Below are 16,284 nucleotides of genomic sequence, written 5' to 3' on the forward strand. Positions count from 1 at the left end.
ACACACAACACACCCCCCACAACCCCGGGCGCGTTACCTGCGCACCTAACCCCCCCCCCCCCCCCCCCACAACTGCGACCTACTTGGGTGCACGGGTGCTACTTCTGCGGTGGGAGAACCAGGGCGCCCGACTTGTCCGTGGACAAGGCAAGTGACGAGACATAGCGGGGTTCGCCGTCGGGCCCGTCCTGGGCCGACCGCAGCATGTCCGGACGCTCGAACTCGACGCCGGTGACGTGGCAGAGCAGCTTGTGGTCACTGGGGTTGCCGTCGGCGTCGAACATCGGGAGGTCGATGCCGTCATCAGTCCGGCGCAGGTAGTAGCGGCCCTTCGTCGCCAGGGCCAGGACAGGGGGCAGGACCAGCGCCAAACCCACCGCGAAGATCGGCGAGTACGGCTGGACGGCCGCACCGAAGGCCCCGAAGAACACAGCGATGGAGACGCCCGCTGAAACCAGCATGGACACGAAGCCCACGGGATTGACCGCGTGGAGCATGCCGCGGCGGAACTCGGGGACCTTGGGCGAAATCTTCAAGAGGTACTTGTTGATGGCAATGTCCGAGGCCACCGTGACCACCCAGGCCATGGCGCAGTTGGCGTAGAAGCCGAGGATGGTGTTGAGGAACTCGAACATGTTCGACTCCATGAGGATCAGTGCGATGACCAGGTTCACCACCACGAACACCATGCGGCCCGGGTACGTCTTGGTGATGCGGGTGAACGAGTTGGTCCACGCGAGTGATCCGGAGTAGGCGTTGGTCACGTTGATCTTGATCTGCGAAATGACCACCAACACCACCGCGAGCGTCATGGCCAGCCATGCGGGCATCATCTCCTGGTACACACCGAGGAACTGGTGAACGGGCTCGTTGGCGTGGACGGAGGCTGCAGGGTCCAGGGTGGCGATGAGGTAGATCGCGATAAACAAGCCAACGATCTGCTTGATGGCGCCAAACAGTACCCACCCTGGCCCGGCGAGGATCACGGCACGCCACCAGGCACCCTTGTTGTCAGCGGTCTTGGGCGGCATGAAGCGGAGGTAGTCGATCTGTTCGGCGATCTGTGCCATGAGGGACAGGCACACACCGGCGGCAAGCATCACGGAGGCGAGGTTGGGCCCGCCGTCGCCGGAAGCACCGGTGTAGGCAAAGAAGGAATCGATGCTCTCCGGGTGGGAGATAACAAGGTAGCCAACCGGGACCACCATCAGGAGCAGCCACAGGGGCGTGGTCCATACCTGGAGGGTGGCGAGCGTCTTCATCCCGTAGATCACCAGCGGAATGATGATGATGGTGGAAATGGCGTAGCCCAACCACTGCGGTACGCCCAGGCCGAGCTCCAGCCCCTGGGCCATGATGGAACCCTCAAGGGCGAAGAAAATAAAAGTGAAGGTCGCGAAAATAACGTTGGTCACCACGGAGCCGTAGTAGCCGAACCCGGATCCCCGGGTGATGAGGTCCAAGTCGATGTTGTACCGCGCTGCGTAGTACGCGAGCGGGAAACCCGTGGCGAAGATGATGACTGCCGCCACGATGATGCCGAGGATCGCGTTCACCGTGCCGTAGGCGATGCCGATGTTGGCGCCGATGGAGAAGTCGGCCAGGTAGGCGATGCCGCCCAGCGCACTCGTCGCCACCACTCCGGCGCTCCACTTGCGGTAGGAACGCGGGGCGAACCTCAGCGTGTAATCTTCCAGGCTCTCTTTGGCCGCGCTCATCGCGTCGGCGTTGGCCTCCGCGGTTCGCTGGCTGTGGGTCAGGACGTCGCTCATCCTTGCTCACTTTCTTCGTGGGGTCCCCGGGTGCGGGTGATGGAATGGACCGGACGCGATCCCGGGGGTCAATGTCCACGAATCTAGTCATGCAGCGGGTCAATTTGGTCACGTGCGTGTTTCACCGCTGTAACTTCTGCACCAGCTGTCACGGCCGTCCGGCACGTGCCATCACGGCCGTCCGGCACGTGCCATCCCGGCCGTCCGGCACCAGCCGCCACGCGCGACCAGCCCCACACCCGCTCCAAAAACCACCACACCGCTTTGTGAACACCCCACAAAATCGAGCTCCCGGGTGCCGGATACCGTCTAGACCATGACCACCGAAAAGACCACCGAAGCAGCCCGGGAATCCACTGATTACGCCATCCTTAACCTCGCGAGGGAGCAGGTCCTGGAACGCGGCGAGGGCCTGAGCGAGGACCAGCTTGTAGGGATCCTCCAACTCCCGGACGAGGCCATTCCCGCCGCCCTGCAGCTGGCCCACGAGGTTCGGCTCAAGCACTGCGGCGAGGACGTGGAGGTGGAGGGCATCATTTCCATCAAGACCGGCGGCTGCCCCGAGGATTGCCATTTCTGCAGCCAATCCGGCCTGTTCGACTCCCCCGTCCGTGGCGTGTGGCTGGACATCCCCGAGCTGGTCAAGGCCGCCAAGGAAACAGCTGCGACCGGAGCCACGGAGTTCTGCATCGTTGCGGCGGTCCGTGGTCCCGACATCAAGCTCATGAACCAGATCAAGTTCGCGATCGACCGCATCCACGAGGAAGTGGACATCAACATCGCCTGCTCACTGGGCATGCTCACCCAGCGCCAAGTGGAGCAGCTGGCCAGCTGGGGCGTACACCGCTACAACCACAACCTTGAAACGGCCCGCAGCTACTTTCCCGAGGTGGTCACCACGCACAGCTACGAGGAGCGCCTGGAAACCTGCGCCATGGTCAAGGCCGCGGGCATGGAACTGTGCTGCGGTGCCCTGATCGGCATGGGCGAATCCTTGGAACAGCGCGCGGAGTTGGCCGCCCAACTCGCCGCACTGGAACCGCACGAAGTCCCGCTGAACTTCCTCAACCCCCGCCCCGGCACTCCGCTGGAAAACCAAGGGATCATGGACGGCAAGGACGCCCTCCGGGCCATCGCGGCGTTCCGTCTGGCCATGCCCCGCACGGTCCTGCGGTACGCCGGTGGCCGCGAGCTCACCCTTGGCGACCTGGGCACCCGCGAAGGCCTGCTCGGCGGGATCAACGCGGTGATCGTGGGCAACTACCTCACCACCCTGGGCCGCCCGGCCAATGCCGACCTCAACCTCCTGGTGGAGCTCAACATGCCCATCAAGGAACTCCAGAAATCACTATGACCGCCCATGCCAGCTTTTGCGGCCACTGCGGCGGTGGGACGGGCACCCCGGGCGAGGGTCCGACGTCGGACGCGCACCACAGCTGCCAACAGCAGTTGGCGCTTGAACCGCCCAGGTACTGTGCCCACTGCCGCCGCCGCATGAAGGTCCAGGTGACGCCGTTGGGGTGGAGCGCCGAGTGCTCCCGGCACGGACTGGTGGCACAGTGAGTTCGCTGATTGAACGCGACCGGGCCAGCCTGTGGCATCCTTACGCGCCAGCCTCGGGGCAGTTGCCCTTGTGGGAGGTGGAGGCGGCCGACGGCGTGGCGCTGCGGCTCCGCGACGAGGACGGCCGCGTGCATGAGGTGCTTGATGCGATGTCCTCGTGGTGGTCCGTGATCCACGGATACCGGCACCCCGTATTGGATGAGGCCGTGCAACGCCAAACGTCGGCGTTCAGCCATGTGATGTTCGGCGGACTGACCCACCGGCCGGCAGTGGAATTGGCGGAGAAACTCGTCGCCATGGCGCCCGGCGAAGAACTCCAGCGCGTGTTCCTGGCCGATTCCGGCTCCATCTCGGTGGAAGTGGCTTTGAAGCTGGCGGTTCAGTTCCAGACGGCGTCGGGTCGCCCCCGCAGGCAACGGTTCCTGACCGTCCGCGGCGGATACCATGGCGACACGTTCGCGGCCATGGGGGTGTGCGATCCGGTGGACGGGATGCATTCAGCGTTCCCGGGACTGTTGGCGGCCAATATCTTCGCACCGCGACCACCCGCTGCGGCCACAGCCACGCCCGAGGATGTCGCGAACTGGCGGGCCTCGGTGGACGAGCTGGCCCGCCGGCATTCGGATGAACTAGCCGCGATCATCGTCGAGCCGGTCCTCCAAGGAGCCGGCGGCATGTTCGCCTACCCTCCGGAGTGCGTCCGGATCCTGCGCGAACTCGCTAGCCAGCACGGCCTCCTCCTCATCCTCGACGAGATCGCAACGGGCTTCGGGCGCACCGGCGAGTTGTTCGCGGCCGCACACGCCGGCGTGGTTCCGGACATCCTGTGCGTCGGGAAGGCCCTCACGGGCGGATACCTCACTTTGGCGGCGACCCTGTGTACGGGCGAGGTTGCCCGCACGGTTTCCCGAGGTGTTGCCGGCGCGCTCCTGCACGGCCCCACGTTCATGGCCAACCCGCTGGCCTGCGCAGTGGCCAACGCCAGCCTTGGCCTGCTGGATGACGGCCGGTGGCGCACGGACGTGGCCCGCGTTGGTGCGGGACTCGACGCTGGGCTGGCCCCTGCGTCAAAGCTCGACGCCGTCACGGACGTCCGCACCATCGGCGCCGTCGGTGTCATCGAATTGAGGGACGCGGTGGACGTCGCCGCCGTGACGCGGGCCGCCGTCGAGCGTGGCGTCTGGGTCCGGCCGTTCCGGAACCTTGTCTATGCGATGCCGCCCTACATCAGCTCCGCCTCCCAGGTAGCCACCATGGCCGCCGGGATGGTTGCAGCTGTGGCGGCCGCGGACCGGACGGTGGCGGCATGAGCACGTCCATGACCCGCTGGCTGGAGGAGCAGGCCCACGTCCGCGAGCGCAGGGGCGTGGTGCGGTCGCTGGCCGTTCGTGCGCCCGGCGGACGGGCCATCGACCTCGCAAGCAACGACTACCTGGGACTGGCCCGTGATCCGCGCTTGGTGGACGCCGCGTGTGAGGCTGCGCGCCGTTGGGGCACGGGAGCCACGTCTTCGCGGCTTGTTGCCGGCACCACGGAGCTGCATCAAGAGTTGGAGCACGCGTTGGCCGGGTTGGTTGGGGCTGAGGCCGCGTTGGTGTTTTCGTCCGGCTACCTCGCCAATGTCGGCGTGACCACGGCACTTGGTGGGCCTGGGACCCTGATTGTGGCGGACGAGCACTGCCATGCATCGCTGATCGACGGCTTCCGGCTGAGCCGCTCAGAGCTCGCGACCTTCAGGCACAACGACGTCGGCGATGCTGCCCGCGTGCTGCGTGGCCGCTCGCAGCCGCGGGCGCTGATCGCCGTCGAATCGGTCTACAGCGTGGGTGGCGACGCGGCTCCCCTGGCGGAACTGCTTGCCGTCGCGGAAGAGCAGGACGCCGTGCTGCTGGTCGACGAAGCCCACAGCCTGGGTGTGTCCGGAACGGCAGCCCACACGGGGCACGGTGCCATCGCCGGAACGCCCCTCGCAGGCCACGCCCATGTTGTGGTCACAGCCACCCTGTCCAAGGCGCTCGGCAGCCAGGGCGGGGCGGTGCTGGGTTCATCGTTGCTGCGGGAGCACCTGGTGAACCGGGCCCGAAGCTTCATTTTCGATACCGCGTTGGCCCCGCCTGCGGCGGCAGCGGCGCTGGCCGCCGTCGGAATCATCAGGCAGGAGCCTTGGCGCGCCGATGCCGTCCACCGGAACGCGGCGAGGCTCGCCACGGGCTTTGGCCCGGTCCGCGCCGCGGGTGCCGTGCAATCCCTGGCCATGCCGTCTCCGGAAGCGGCGCTCGCCGCGAGCCAAGCCGCGGCATCCGCTGGGGTTCGCGTTGGCTGTTTCCGTCCTCCTTCGGTCCCCGATGGCGTCTCCCGCCTGCGGCTGACGGCCCGCGCCAACCTCACGCCTGTTGACCTTGACCACGCTTGCGCAGTGCTGCGCGACCTCCTGGAGAGCACACCATGACCCTTCCAAGCATCATCCTCGTGACCGGCACGGATACCGGAGTCGGCAAGACCATGACGACGGCGGCACTCGCGTCAGCCTTGCAGGCGCAGGGACGCTCGGTGTCCGTGTACAAACCGTGCCAAAGCGGCAGTGCAGTGGGCGATTCGGACGTCGCCGAGGTAGTGCGGCTGGCCGGTCCGCTGACAGCCGAGGCGGGCGTGGTGTTGGGCGAACCCATGGCTCCCGTGCCGGCCGCAGCCGTGGATGGCGTGGCGCTGCCCCCGCTGGCGGAGCACGCCGAACGGATCCTGGGCCTGGCCTCCGGGCATGACCACGTCCTGGTGGAAGGCGCCGGCGGCTTGCTGGTGGAGTTGGACCACGACGGCGGGACCCTGCCTTCGCTTGGTACCGTCCTTGGCAGCGGGGCCGGCTATGTGGTGGTTGCCCGGCCGTCTTTGGGAACGTTGAACCACACGGCCCTCACGCTGGAGGCGCTGGAACGCCGCAAGCTGCAGGTGGCCGGAGTGGTCCTCGGGAGTTGGCCGGAGAAACCGGGCTCCGTTGAACTCAGCAACCGGGAAACCCTGGCTTCCTGGCCGGTCCCGTTCCTGGGTGCGCTGCAGGAAAACGCCGCTGCGCTGGATCCCGTGGAGTTCCGCGAGCGCGCAGGCTCATGGTTCGAAGGGACCGCGGCATGAGCCCGGTGGCCACCTGCCCGTACACGGTGGTGCGTGATCCAGACGCCGTCCGCGAGGTCCTCCACAGGCCGGACGATTTCAGCCCGGCCAACGCCTTGTTGGCTGCCACTCCCCTCAGCGGGCAAGCCCTGCGGGTCCTGCAGAAGGCCCGGTTCGCGTTGCCGCCCGTCCTGGCGAGCAATGCCACGGCCTCCCATGGTGGAATCCGGAAGCTGGTGGCCGGCTTCTTCACGCCCGCCAAGGTTTCTGCGATGGAGCCGCGTATCCGCGGGCTGGCACGGGAATCCGCCACCGCGGCTTCCCGTAGCCTCGCTGATCATGGCGCCGTGGACCTGGTACAGGCTGTGGCGGCACTCCCTCCCGCCATCGTCATGCTGGAGATGCTGGGGCTGCCCGTCCGTGACCTCCCCCGGCTGAAGGCGTGGAGCGTGGATTCACTGGAACTCTTCTGGGGCTGGCCGGACCCTGAGCGGCAACTGGAGCTGGCGCACAGTGCCGCAGAGTTCTACGCGTGGCTGCGTGAGTTGGTCCTGGAGGGCGTGGCCCAGCCCGGGCCATCGAACCTCTTCAAGGCGTTGGCTGATCACGGGCTCGGGACCGAGGAGATCTGCTCCCTTGGGTATTTCCTGCTCATCGCCGGCCAGGAAACCACCACGCAGCTGATCAGCACCACACTCTTTCGCCTCCTGGAGGGTTCCCGGGGCATGACGTGGGAGGAGGCGTCGTCCGGCATCAAAGCGCGGGACATGGTGCGCCACATCCTGGCCACGGAGTCCTCGGTGCCCACGTGGAGGCGTGTTGCCAGCCGGGACACGGAGCTTGGCGGCGAAGCCATCAGGGCAGGCGAAGAGATCCTGGTGGAACTGACCGGCAACCACGGGTTTCCGTGGGCCGGCGATCGTTCCGGCACCGGCGACAGCACGAGCGCCGGCGACGGCGGAGGGCGGCCCGGACCCACCCCGTACGGCTTGGCGTTTGGCTCCGGAATCCACCGCTGCCTTGGTGCGAAACTCGCTGAACTGGAGGCCGCCGTCGTCGTTCAGGAAACAGCAGCAGCGCTCAAGGGGGCCCGGCTGCATGACCCGGCCCCGGAGTGGCTCCGGCTGCTGTCCTTCCAGGCGCCCCGAACAGTGACAGTAGTAGGCGCACGAACAGCAGACGCTGCCTCACCGCCTGGGTAGGGTGGACTTATGGGCCAAAGCCGTGACCTGCTGACGCCCGAACAGCGCAGCCGCAACATGTCCAGGATCCGGGGCAAGAACACCAAACCGGAGCTGCTGGTCCGCAGCCTCCTGCATGCCAAGGGCTACCGGTACCGGCTCCATGGGCAGGCCGGCGCCGGCAAACTGCCGGGACGCCCTGACCTGGTGTTCGCCGCGCGCCACAAGGTCATTTTCGTCAACGGGTGCTTCTGGCATTTCCACAACTGCAAGGTGGGCCTTCATGCTCCCGCGGCCAACGCCGAGTTCTGGGAAGCCAAGCGCAGCCGCACGCGGGAGCGCGATTCCCTGCAACGGGAACAGTTGCATGCTGCCGGCTGGGAAGTCCTGACGGTGTGGGAATGCGAACTGAAGGACCGTTCAGCGCTCGAGGAGAGGCTGACGGAATTCCTGGAGAAGGGCTAGGGGGAAGGGGACGCCGAGCCGCCCTGATCTGATTGGGCGTGGGCGGACTGCTCCCACAGTGCGAAGGCGGACGTACCACCGATTCCCAGCAGCACGGTCAAGCAAAAGACGATGATGACCATCAGCCCCGGCGAAGGCCGAACACTGCTTTCCATGCTGTTTTCCTTCCCTGAGTCCATGCCCCGAATCCCCCTGGTCCGCGATCATTCGACTGGTGATTATTACTGTCCGGCAGTCCCATCAAGACTGCCTCTGGGTCCGCTCAAGATTGGATCAAGCTTTGGCGTTGCGGCACTTGCGCTGTTCCGGCGGTCCTACTGTTGAATCGTGAATCCATTGTTTGGAGGCGGGAGGAGTCTGGTGTCCGAGTACGACGAATGCACAGACTCGCTGGTGGACCGCACCGTCCTCACCGAACTCCAGGCTGAACTGGGCGGAGACCAGTCAATCGTCACCGCCTTCGTCCGCAATTACGTCGCCATGCTGCCGTGGAGGGTGGCCCGGCTCCACCATGCCTTGGACAACCTGGATCTGGACGACGCCATGGACGCGGTGCTGAGCCTGAAGACGTCCAGCCAGATGGTGGGGGCCGTCTGCCTGCAGAGGCTGGCCACGGAGTTTGAAGTCAGCGTGCGGCTCCTGCCCAACGGCGACCATCTGGGACAACTGAACCCCCTGGTGGAAGAGATCGATGCCTTCGTTTTCGGCACCATTTGCCAGTTGCAATCACCACTTTCCTAAAAATCTTCACCTTAGTGAAGAGAAAATCGTTGACTGCGTAAAAATCTTCACTATAGTTGTGTGAGTCAGCTCACCCAACGAAGGACGCGGCAATGACCACCGAGACTCCTGCTCCACCGGCCACCAGCGAACTGTTGGCGACCGTCGGGAACAAGGTGCGCACCATGCGCAAGGCAAAGGGCATGACCCTGGCCCAACTCTCGGACATCACCGGCCTTAGCCAAGCGATCGTCAGCCAAATCGAACGCGGCATGGCCAACCCTTCCTTCACCACGTTGGCGCAGTTGGCCCACGGTCTGGACATCCCCGTAGGGAGGTTCTTTATTGGCCAGGACGAGTCCAGGTCACCCGTGGTCAGAAGGTCCGAACGGCGCAACTTGAAAAACGTCACCCGGGAATCGGTGGGTGAGGCGGTCCACGAACTGCTCACCCCCAACCGGGACGGAAGCATCGAAGCCCAGTGGATCAGTACGCCCCCAGGGCACGACACCAGCGCGACCCCTTTTACCCACAGCGGTGAAGAGTTCTGCTACATCATCTCCGGCCGTAAGGACGTCTATTTGGACGGCGTCTGCTACAGCCTTGAAGAGGGCGACTCGATCACCTACTCCTCCGAAATTCCCCACTGGTACAAGAACAGCTACGAAGAGGTATGCGTAGCCATCTGGGTCAACGCACCACACGCGTGGTAACGCAGCCGCACTCCAGCGGCCCCAGCGTTTTCCCTTAACTGTCCGGACACGATCATCGTGGCCGCCGACACTCCTTGCCACTTTCGCATCAGACGCCTCCTTCAACGGGCGTTCCTGCGTCATACCCTTTCACGCCCTCCGGGGCGTCAGCGTAAGGAAAATCCCATGCTGGACATCCAAACGGACAACGCCGTCCCCTCATCAACAACCACCACTCCTGACCGCAGCAGGTTCAGCCCCGAAGTCCGCAAGGGCCTCCTGGGCCTGGGCCTCGGCAACGCGCTGGAATGGTACGACTGGATGGTCTTCGGCCTCCTCTCGGCCTTCATTGGACCTAACTTCTTTCCCAACACCGATCCCCTGTCCGCGACGCTGAACGCTTTGGCCGTGTTCGCCGTCGGATTCGCTTTCCGGCCGCTGGGCGGCATCCTGCTCGGAACGCTGGCAGACCGCATTGGCCGGCGCCGCGTGATGCTCCTGTCCATCATGCTCATGGCCGGAACCACACTGGTCATTGCGATCACACCGAGCTACGCCACCATCGGTCCCGCTGCCGGCATCATCCTGGTGGCCTGCCGCGTGGTGCAGGGCATCTCCACCGGCATCGAAGCCCCGCTTTCCACCTCCCACGCCGTTGAACTGGCACCCGAGGGCCGCGAGGGCTACGTAGCCGGCATCATGTCCTTCTACGTCAACATCGGCATCCTCATGGCCTCCCTGGTCAGCTTCCTCTGCAGCCTGGTCATCGGCGGCGCGGCCATGGGCGAATGGGGCTGGCGCGTTCCGTTCATCATCGGCGCACTGTTCGGCTTCGTGGTCCTCTACCTGCGGCGCTCCCTCCCGGAGACCCTCAAGGAAGAGGAAATGGCCACGAACACTCCCCGCGCCGTATGGAAGGGTGTCGGCAAGCACTGGCTCTCCGTCCTGGCGATCGTGTTCGTCGTGGGCGCGGCACAGGCCTACAACTACGCCTGGAACGTCGGACTCCCCAGCGCAGCCCGCAGCGGGTTCAAGGAAGACCCCACCGCCGTCTTCGCCCTCACCACGGTCCTCGGCGTCATCCTGGTAGTGGGCAGCTGGGTCATCGGCAAGCTCGCAGATGGCAAGGCAATGTCCCGCTGGTTCCTCGTGACCCGCATCCTGGCGATCCCGTCCGTCTTCCTCATGCTGCTCTACGTACAGCCAGGCATCGGCGGCTTCGCAGCGGTCCTCCTCGGCGGCTCAATCGTCCTGGTGCTCAACATGACCCTCTACAACGTGGTCAGCTCCTCCCTGATGCCCAAGAACATCCGCGGTACCGGCGTCGCCCTCGGTTACGGCATCGGCGTGGCTGTCTTCGGCGGCACCGCCTCCTACCTCCTGGTCTGGTTCCAATCCCTGAACCTCACCTGGATCTTCCCGGTCTACGTGGCCGTCCTGTCCATCCTCAGCATCGTTTTCTACCTCGCCGCACGCCGCTCCAACGGCATCTTCGTCGGCAAGTAAGGACTTCACCATGAACTCGCTTGAACTCAGCACCACGACGGCGGACCTCACCGCCCCGGTCATCTCCCGTTCCGATGTACTGGTGGTTGGCGGTGGCCCCGCAGGTGTGGCCGCAGCCGTCACCGCAGCCCGCTCCGGCGCGAAAGTCACCCTGCTGGAACGCTACTCATCCTTGGGTGGACTCGCCTCCGGCGGCATGGTCCTGGTGCTCGACGACATGATCAATGGCCAGGAAATCACCGTCACAGGCATCGTCTCCGAATACGTGGAACGCCTCCAGAAGCTCGGACTGGCCATCGTTCCGCCCGCCGATGACCGCAAGACCTCCGAGGAACTCTGGAACAAGTGGGGACGCTACGGCACCTTCGACTTCCACTCCCACACCACCCCCAAGCCCATCTGCTATGCCGCAGCCTTCGACCCCGATGGCTGGAAGCGTGTGTCCAACGACCTCGTCCGCGAAGCCGGAGTGGACCTCCGCCTCCACTCCTGGTTCTCCCGCCCCATCGTGGACAACGGCGTAATCAAGGGCGTCATCTGCGAAACGAAACTGGGCCCGCAGGCCTTCATGGCCGACGTCGTCATCGACACCACCGGCGACATCGACGTCGCCTCCCGTGCCGGCGCCAGTTACGCCAAGGACAACTACCTCACCACGCTGGTCTTCCGCCTGGGCAACGTGGACACCAACGCCGCCGAAGCGTTCGAACAGGCCAATCCCAAGGAAGCCCGTGCCATCAACCGCAAGATCAAGCGCATCCTCGGCGGCGCTTGGGAACTGTGGTGGCTCAAGACGCCCATCGAAGGCGTCGTGTGGTGCAACGCCCCGCACATGACCGGCTTCGACGGCGTGGACCCTGCTGACATGACCGCAGCCGAGTTCGCCGCCCGCGACCGGATCTCCGAGGCCGTGGACTACGTCCGGGCCAACCTCCCCGGCTTCGAAAACGCCTACATGCTGGACGTCGCCTCCCAGATGGGCGTCCGGCAGACCCGCCTCCTGCAGGGCGAGTACGTCATGACCAAGGACGACGTCACCCAGCGTCGCCATTTCGAAGACACTGTGGCCCGTGGCCGCGACTACTACTACCCGTACCGTTCGCTGTTGCCCAAGGAAGTGGACCAGCTCCTTGTCGCGGGCCGCCACTACTCGGCAACTCCGGAGGCCCAGAAGATGTCCCGCGAAATTCCGCCCTGCATGGCCATGGGCCAGGCCGTTGGCGTCGCCGCGGCCCTCGCCGTGGAGAACAACATCCTGGTCCGCGATGTAGCGGCAGCGGATATCCAGTTGGGCATGCGGCAGCATGGCGCCGACCCGGGCGACGTCCCGTCGTCGAACGCCACCATCGATTCCGACGCAGTGGTGCCGGCATGAGCATCGTTGTAGAAGAACGCACGACGGCGGCACTCGCCACCGCGGCTCCCGCAACGGTGCCGCTCCCGCTGGACGGCATCAAGATCGTGGACTTCACCCAGGTGTTCATGGGGCCGTCGGCCACCCAGCTGCTCGGTGACTACGGCGCGGACATCATCAAGGTGGAGCGTCCTGGGGCCGGCGACATCTCCCGCAATTCGTTCCCCGACCAGGACGGCCAGGACAACCCGATCTTCCTGTCCATCAACCGGAACAAGCGCAGCGTCTCCGTGGATACCCGAACCGACGAAGGCCGCGAAGTGCTGCACCGGCTCATGGCCGACGCGGACGTGGTGGTCAGCAACTTCCGTTCCGGCGTCATGGAACGGATGGGCTTCGGCTACGAGGACCTGCGCGCGAAGAACCCCGGCATCATCTGGGCCTCGGGCACCGGCTTCGGGCCGGAGGGTCCCTACTCGCACAAGGGCGGCCAGGACGCGATCGCGCAGGCCTACTCCGGCGTGATGTGGCGCCGCGAATCCGAAGACACCAAGCCCGCCATCTACCCCACCACCCTGTGCGACTACATCACGGGCATGCACCTCATGCAGGGCATCCTGCTGGCACTGCGCACCCGTGAGGCCACCGGGGTGGGCCAGAAGGTGGAAGTGACCATGTACGACTCCATGCTGCACCTGCAAATGCAGGAAGCGTGCATGCAGCTCAACCGCGGCTACGAGGTCAACTGGGGTGCCATGCCGTTGAGCGGTGTGTTCGAAACCACCGACGGCGCCGTGTGCATGGTGGGCGGATTCACGCCCGACCCCCTGGCACGGATCTCCGAGGCACTCGAGCTCGACGAGGACCTCACCGAGCGTCCGGGCTTCGCCACCTTGGAACAGCAGTTCAAGAACAAGCCCGCGCTGCAGGCCATTTTCCGTGAGCACTTCGCCACGCAGACAACGGAGCACTGGACGAGCAAGCTCGAAGAACAGGGGGTGCTCAACGCTCCCGTCCACACCCTGGAGCAGGCATTGGCCGACGCCCAAACCGAGGCCAACGGGATGATCGTGGAAGCCGAACACCCCTCCGTTGGGACCGTTCGGATGCTGAACGCACCCATCCGGCTCTCCGCCACTCCCCCCTCGATCCGTCGGGTGGCGCCGCGTCTGGGCGAGCACAATGTGGAGGTCCTACTGGAGAACGGCTTCGATGCTGAGACCATCGAGCGACTCCAGGAGCTTGGAGTGCTGCGATGAGCGTTGCCCTGGCAGAGCGGGTGGACCAGGTAACTCTGGACATCACCGATGGCGTGGCAACGATAACCATCGACCGCCAGCACGTCCTGAACGCCGTGGATGGTGCCACGCACGCCCGCCTCAATGAGATCTGGGACCAGCTGGAAGCCGATTCATCCGTGCGCGCTGTGGTAGTCACCGGCGCCGGCCCCCGTGCCTTCTGCGTTGGCGCGGACATGTCAGCCGATGCCGTGGACAAGACCGGCCTGGAATACTGGGCCGGCCTGGATCCCAACGGCTTCGGGGGCCTGAGCCTCCGGACCACCCTGGACGTTCCCGTGATCGCCCGCGTCAACGGCTACGCCCTGGGCGGCGGCATGGAAATTGTGCTTGGCGCCGACATCGTCGTGGCCGCTTCCAGCGCAAAATTCGGCCTGACGGAGCCCCGGGTTGGGCGGTTGGCGCTCGACGGCGGCATCCACCAGCTGGTGCGACGGATCCCGTACACGCAGGCCATGGGCATGTTGTTGACAGGGCGCAAAGCCGATGCCGCCGAGATGCAGTCCATGGGCTTGGTCAACGAGGTGGTTCCCGCCGAGGAACTCGATGCCGCGGTACAACGCTGGGTGGACCAGATCCTGGCCTGCGCCCCCACGTCCGTCCGGGCCGTCAAGCAAATGGTCACGCAGACATCGCATTTGACGGCCAAGGAAGCGCGCGGCCTTCGCCTGCCCGCCCTCATGGCCGCACTCGACAGCGAAGACTCCGCAGAAGGAGTCCGTGCCTTCCAGGAGAAACGCCAGCCCGAGTGGCCAGGGCGCTGACCGGGCCACCAGGCCGCGCCCTTAGCCCTGCACTTCCAGCACCTCAGCACTTCAGCACTTCAGCACTTCAGCACCGAAAGGAACCAACCATGCCGCAATCTTCTGCGCCCCAAAACGCTTCCCGGAACAGTTTGCCGGCCGGCGTCTGGGGCGTCGTGGCCACGCCGTTCCAAGGCAGCACCCTTGACGTGGACCTGGACAGCCTGGCCGAACTTGTTGAGCACTACCAAGCCATCGGAGCCACCGGGCTAACGGTCCTGGGAGTGTTCGGCGAAGCGGCCGCACTGACCGCGACCGAACGCGTGGACGTCCTTGAGACAGTTGTGGAGTCGACGTCCCTTCCTTTGGTGGTCGGCGTAACCGCACTGGCCACCAGGCCCGCCATCGACGAAGTCCTGGCCGCGCAGAAAGTGGTCGGGAGCCGTCTCGCAGCAGTGATGGTGCAGGCCAACTCGGCGCGGGCTGAAACAGTCATCGCGCACCTCGATGCCATCCACCGGGCCACCGGCGCCCCAGTGGTCCTGCAGGACTACCCCCTGGCCAGCGGCATCAGCATCTCTACGGCAGCGTTGGCATCAGTGGTAAACGCCTGCCACTACGTCATCGCCGTCAAGGCCGAAGCGCCGCCCACCAGCGTCGCGATCGCGGAGCTGAGTGCCGCCGTCGAGGTTTCCATCTTTGGCGGACTGGGGGGACAAGGCCTCCTGGACGAACTCATGGCCGGCGCCGCCGGTGCCATGACCGGATTCTCCTACCCCGAAGCACTCATTGCCTGCGTCCGGGCGTGGCAGCAGGACGGCTATGACGCCGCCGAACGCGAACTGCGGCCCTACCTGCCGCTGATCAACTTCGAACAGCAGGCCAAGGTAGCCCTCGCCATCCGCAAGGAATGCCTCCGCGAGCGCGGACTCATCAAGGACTCCGGGGTGCGTGCTCCAGCTGCCGGTTTCCCCGAAGTGCTCCGGGAATCCATGGGCACCCACCTGCGGGAGGCCGCCGCCGCACTGGACGCCAATGCCACCGTGGGGAGCCTCTGATGGACCTCGGCATCGCAGGGAAGACCGCGCTGGTCGCAGCATCCACGGGCGGCCTCGGCTTGGCCGTTGCCCGGGCGCTCGCCGCTGAAGGAGTCCGGGTGGCAGTCGTGGGCAGGCGGCGGGACCGGGCCAAGGAGATCGTGGCCGAACTGCAGGCAGCCTACGGAAGCGGAACTCTCGGTACACGCAGCTTCGACGCGGTGGCCATCGAAGCGGACCTGGGCACCCCCGAAGGCATCGAGTCGGCAGTGGACCAGACCGTGGCCAACCTCGGACCCATCGACATCCTGGTCCTCAACGGCCCAGGCCCCAAGCCCGGCGCAGCAGCAACACTCAGTTCGGACGAAATGGCCGCGGCCTTCGACCTCCTGGTCAAGCCGCACCATGCGTTGGTGTCCCGGGTCCTGTCCGGCATGCGAGAGCGCCGGTGGGGCCGCATCCTCGCGATCGGCTCCAGCGGTGTCACGGCTCCGCTGCCCAACCTGGCGGTCTCCAACACCGGGCGGGCAGCGTTGGCCGGCTACCTCAAGACCCTCGCGGCAGAGGTCGCCCTGGACGATGTCACCGTCAACCTGCTCCTGCCAGGCCGGATCGCCACGGATCGCGTTACCCAACTGGACCAGGCCGCCGCCAAACGCCGCGGCACCACCCTCGAGGACATCCAGCTCGAGTCCCGGAAAACCATCCCCGCCCGGCGGTATGGAGAACCCGCCGAATTCGGTGCCGCAGCCGCCTTCCTGTGCAGCGCCCCGGCGTCGTACATCACCGGAGTCGCACTCAGGTGCGACGGCGGACTGATCCGCAGCCTCTAACCCTTCTCTAAG

Annotated in this window: 16 protein-coding genes; 14 read left to right on the forward strand and 2 right to left on the reverse strand. The window is 65.6% G+C overall.

What is annotated here, in order from left to right:
* Nucleotides 1-98 precede the first annotated feature (98 nt).
* Complete coding sequence (locus ACFVSJ_RS16030) at nucleotides 99-1,772, reverse strand: purine-cytosine permease family protein (RefSeq protein ID WP_387437905.1); 1,674 nt, start codon at nucleotides 1,770-1,772, stop codon at nucleotides 99-101.
* A gap of 316 nt (nucleotides 1,773-2,088) precedes the next feature.
* Between ACFVSJ_RS16030 and bioB the strand changes: the two genes are divergently transcribed.
* The 6 genes from bioB to ACFVSJ_RS16060 all read left to right on the forward strand — a co-directional run bounded on the left by bioB (nucleotide 2,089) and on the right by ACFVSJ_RS16060 (nucleotide 8,089).
* Nucleotides 2,089-3,126, forward strand: coding sequence for a biotin synthase BioB (bioB, locus tag ACFVSJ_RS16035; RefSeq protein WP_387437907.1), 1,038 nt, complete (start codon nucleotides 2,089-2,091; stop codon nucleotides 3,124-3,126).
* A 205-nt stretch (nucleotides 3,127-3,331) separates the two neighbouring features.
* The gene (gene bioA, locus ACFVSJ_RS16040; protein WP_387437908.1) at nucleotides 3,332-4,645 is read left to right on the forward strand and encodes an adenosylmethionine--8-amino-7-oxononanoate transaminase; all 1,314 of its coding nucleotides are present in this window, start codon (nucleotides 3,332-3,334) and stop codon (nucleotides 4,643-4,645) included.
* An 8-nt stretch (nucleotides 4,646-4,653) separates the two neighbouring features.
* The gene (locus ACFVSJ_RS16045) at nucleotides 4,654-5,784 is read left to right on the forward strand and encodes an 8-amino-7-oxononanoate synthase (protein ID WP_387438119.1); all 1,131 of its coding nucleotides are present in this window, start codon (nucleotides 4,654-4,656) and stop codon (nucleotides 5,782-5,784) included.
* Entirely contained in the window at nucleotides 5,781-6,464 is a 684-nt protein-coding gene (gene bioD, locus ACFVSJ_RS16050) for a dethiobiotin synthase (RefSeq protein ID WP_387437909.1), read from the forward strand. The genes ACFVSJ_RS16045 and bioD overlap by 4 nt, the downstream gene beginning before the upstream one ends.
* Nucleotides 6,461-7,645 (forward strand): cytochrome P450, encoded by a 1,185-nt coding sequence (locus tag ACFVSJ_RS16055; protein ID WP_387437910.1) that lies wholly within the window; start codon nucleotides 6,461-6,463, stop codon nucleotides 7,643-7,645. The genes bioD and ACFVSJ_RS16055 overlap by 4 nt, the downstream gene beginning before the upstream one ends.
* Nucleotides 7,646-7,654: 9 nt before the next feature.
* A complete protein-coding gene (locus tag ACFVSJ_RS16060; RefSeq protein WP_387437911.1) occupies nucleotides 7,655-8,089 on the forward strand; it encodes a very short patch repair endonuclease in 435 nt (144 codons plus the stop codon).
* Here ACFVSJ_RS16060 and ACFVSJ_RS16065 read toward each other — a convergent pair.
* A complete protein-coding gene (locus ACFVSJ_RS16065) occupies nucleotides 8,086-8,244 on the reverse strand; it encodes a hypothetical protein (RefSeq protein ID WP_387437912.1) in 159 nt (52 codons plus the stop codon). The genes ACFVSJ_RS16060 and ACFVSJ_RS16065 overlap by 4 nt on opposite strands.
* A gap of 205 nt (nucleotides 8,245-8,449) precedes the next feature.
* Between ACFVSJ_RS16065 and ACFVSJ_RS16070 the strand changes: the two genes are divergently transcribed.
* The 8 genes from ACFVSJ_RS16070 (at nucleotide 8,450) to ACFVSJ_RS16105 (ending at nucleotide 16,272) form a co-directional block, all read left to right on the forward strand.
* Nucleotides 8,450-8,830, forward strand: coding sequence for an Hpt domain-containing protein (locus ACFVSJ_RS16070; RefSeq protein WP_387437914.1), 381 nt, complete (start codon nucleotides 8,450-8,452; stop codon nucleotides 8,828-8,830).
* Nucleotides 8,831-8,922: 92 nt separating this feature from the next.
* Nucleotides 8,923-9,522: a helix-turn-helix domain-containing protein gene (locus tag ACFVSJ_RS16075; RefSeq protein ID WP_387437916.1), complete on the forward strand. Its 600-nt coding sequence runs from the start codon at nucleotides 8,923-8,925 to the stop codon at nucleotides 9,520-9,522.
* A 165-nt stretch (nucleotides 9,523-9,687) separates the two neighbouring features.
* Nucleotides 9,688-11,007, forward strand: a complete 1,320-nt coding sequence (locus tag ACFVSJ_RS16080; protein ID WP_387437917.1) for an MFS transporter — start codon at nucleotides 9,688-9,690, stop codon at nucleotides 11,005-11,007.
* A gap of 10 nt (nucleotides 11,008-11,017) precedes the next feature.
* Nucleotides 11,018-12,382 carry an FAD-dependent oxidoreductase gene (locus tag ACFVSJ_RS16085; protein WP_387437918.1) on the forward strand — a complete coding sequence of 455 codons (1,365 nt, stop codon included), beginning with the start codon at nucleotides 11,018-11,020 and terminating at the stop codon, nucleotides 12,380-12,382.
* Nucleotides 12,379-13,620, forward strand: coding sequence for a CaiB/BaiF CoA transferase family protein (locus tag ACFVSJ_RS16090; protein WP_387437920.1), 1,242 nt, complete (start codon nucleotides 12,379-12,381; stop codon nucleotides 13,618-13,620). The genes ACFVSJ_RS16085 and ACFVSJ_RS16090 overlap by 4 nt, the downstream gene beginning before the upstream one ends.
* Nucleotides 13,617-14,423 carry an enoyl-CoA hydratase-related protein gene (locus ACFVSJ_RS16095; protein WP_387437921.1) on the forward strand — a complete coding sequence of 269 codons (807 nt, stop codon included), beginning with the start codon at nucleotides 13,617-13,619 and terminating at the stop codon, nucleotides 14,421-14,423. Before ACFVSJ_RS16090 ends, ACFVSJ_RS16095 begins: the two co-directional genes overlap by 4 nt.
* Nucleotides 14,424-14,512: 89 nt before the next feature.
* On the forward strand, nucleotides 14,513-15,460 hold the full coding sequence (locus ACFVSJ_RS16100; RefSeq protein WP_387437923.1) for a dihydrodipicolinate synthase family protein: 948 nt from the start codon (nucleotides 14,513-14,515) through the stop codon (nucleotides 15,458-15,460).
* Complete coding sequence (locus ACFVSJ_RS16105; protein WP_387437924.1) at nucleotides 15,460-16,272, forward strand: SDR family oxidoreductase; 813 nt, start codon at nucleotides 15,460-15,462, stop codon at nucleotides 16,270-16,272. The genes ACFVSJ_RS16100 and ACFVSJ_RS16105 overlap by 1 nt, the downstream gene beginning before the upstream one ends.
* Nucleotides 16,273-16,284: the final 12 nt, after the last annotated feature.

This window comes from Paenarthrobacter sp. NPDC058040 (genome assembly GCF_042885775.1).
GTDB lineage: Bacteria > Actinomycetota > Actinomycetes > Actinomycetales > Micrococcaceae > Arthrobacter.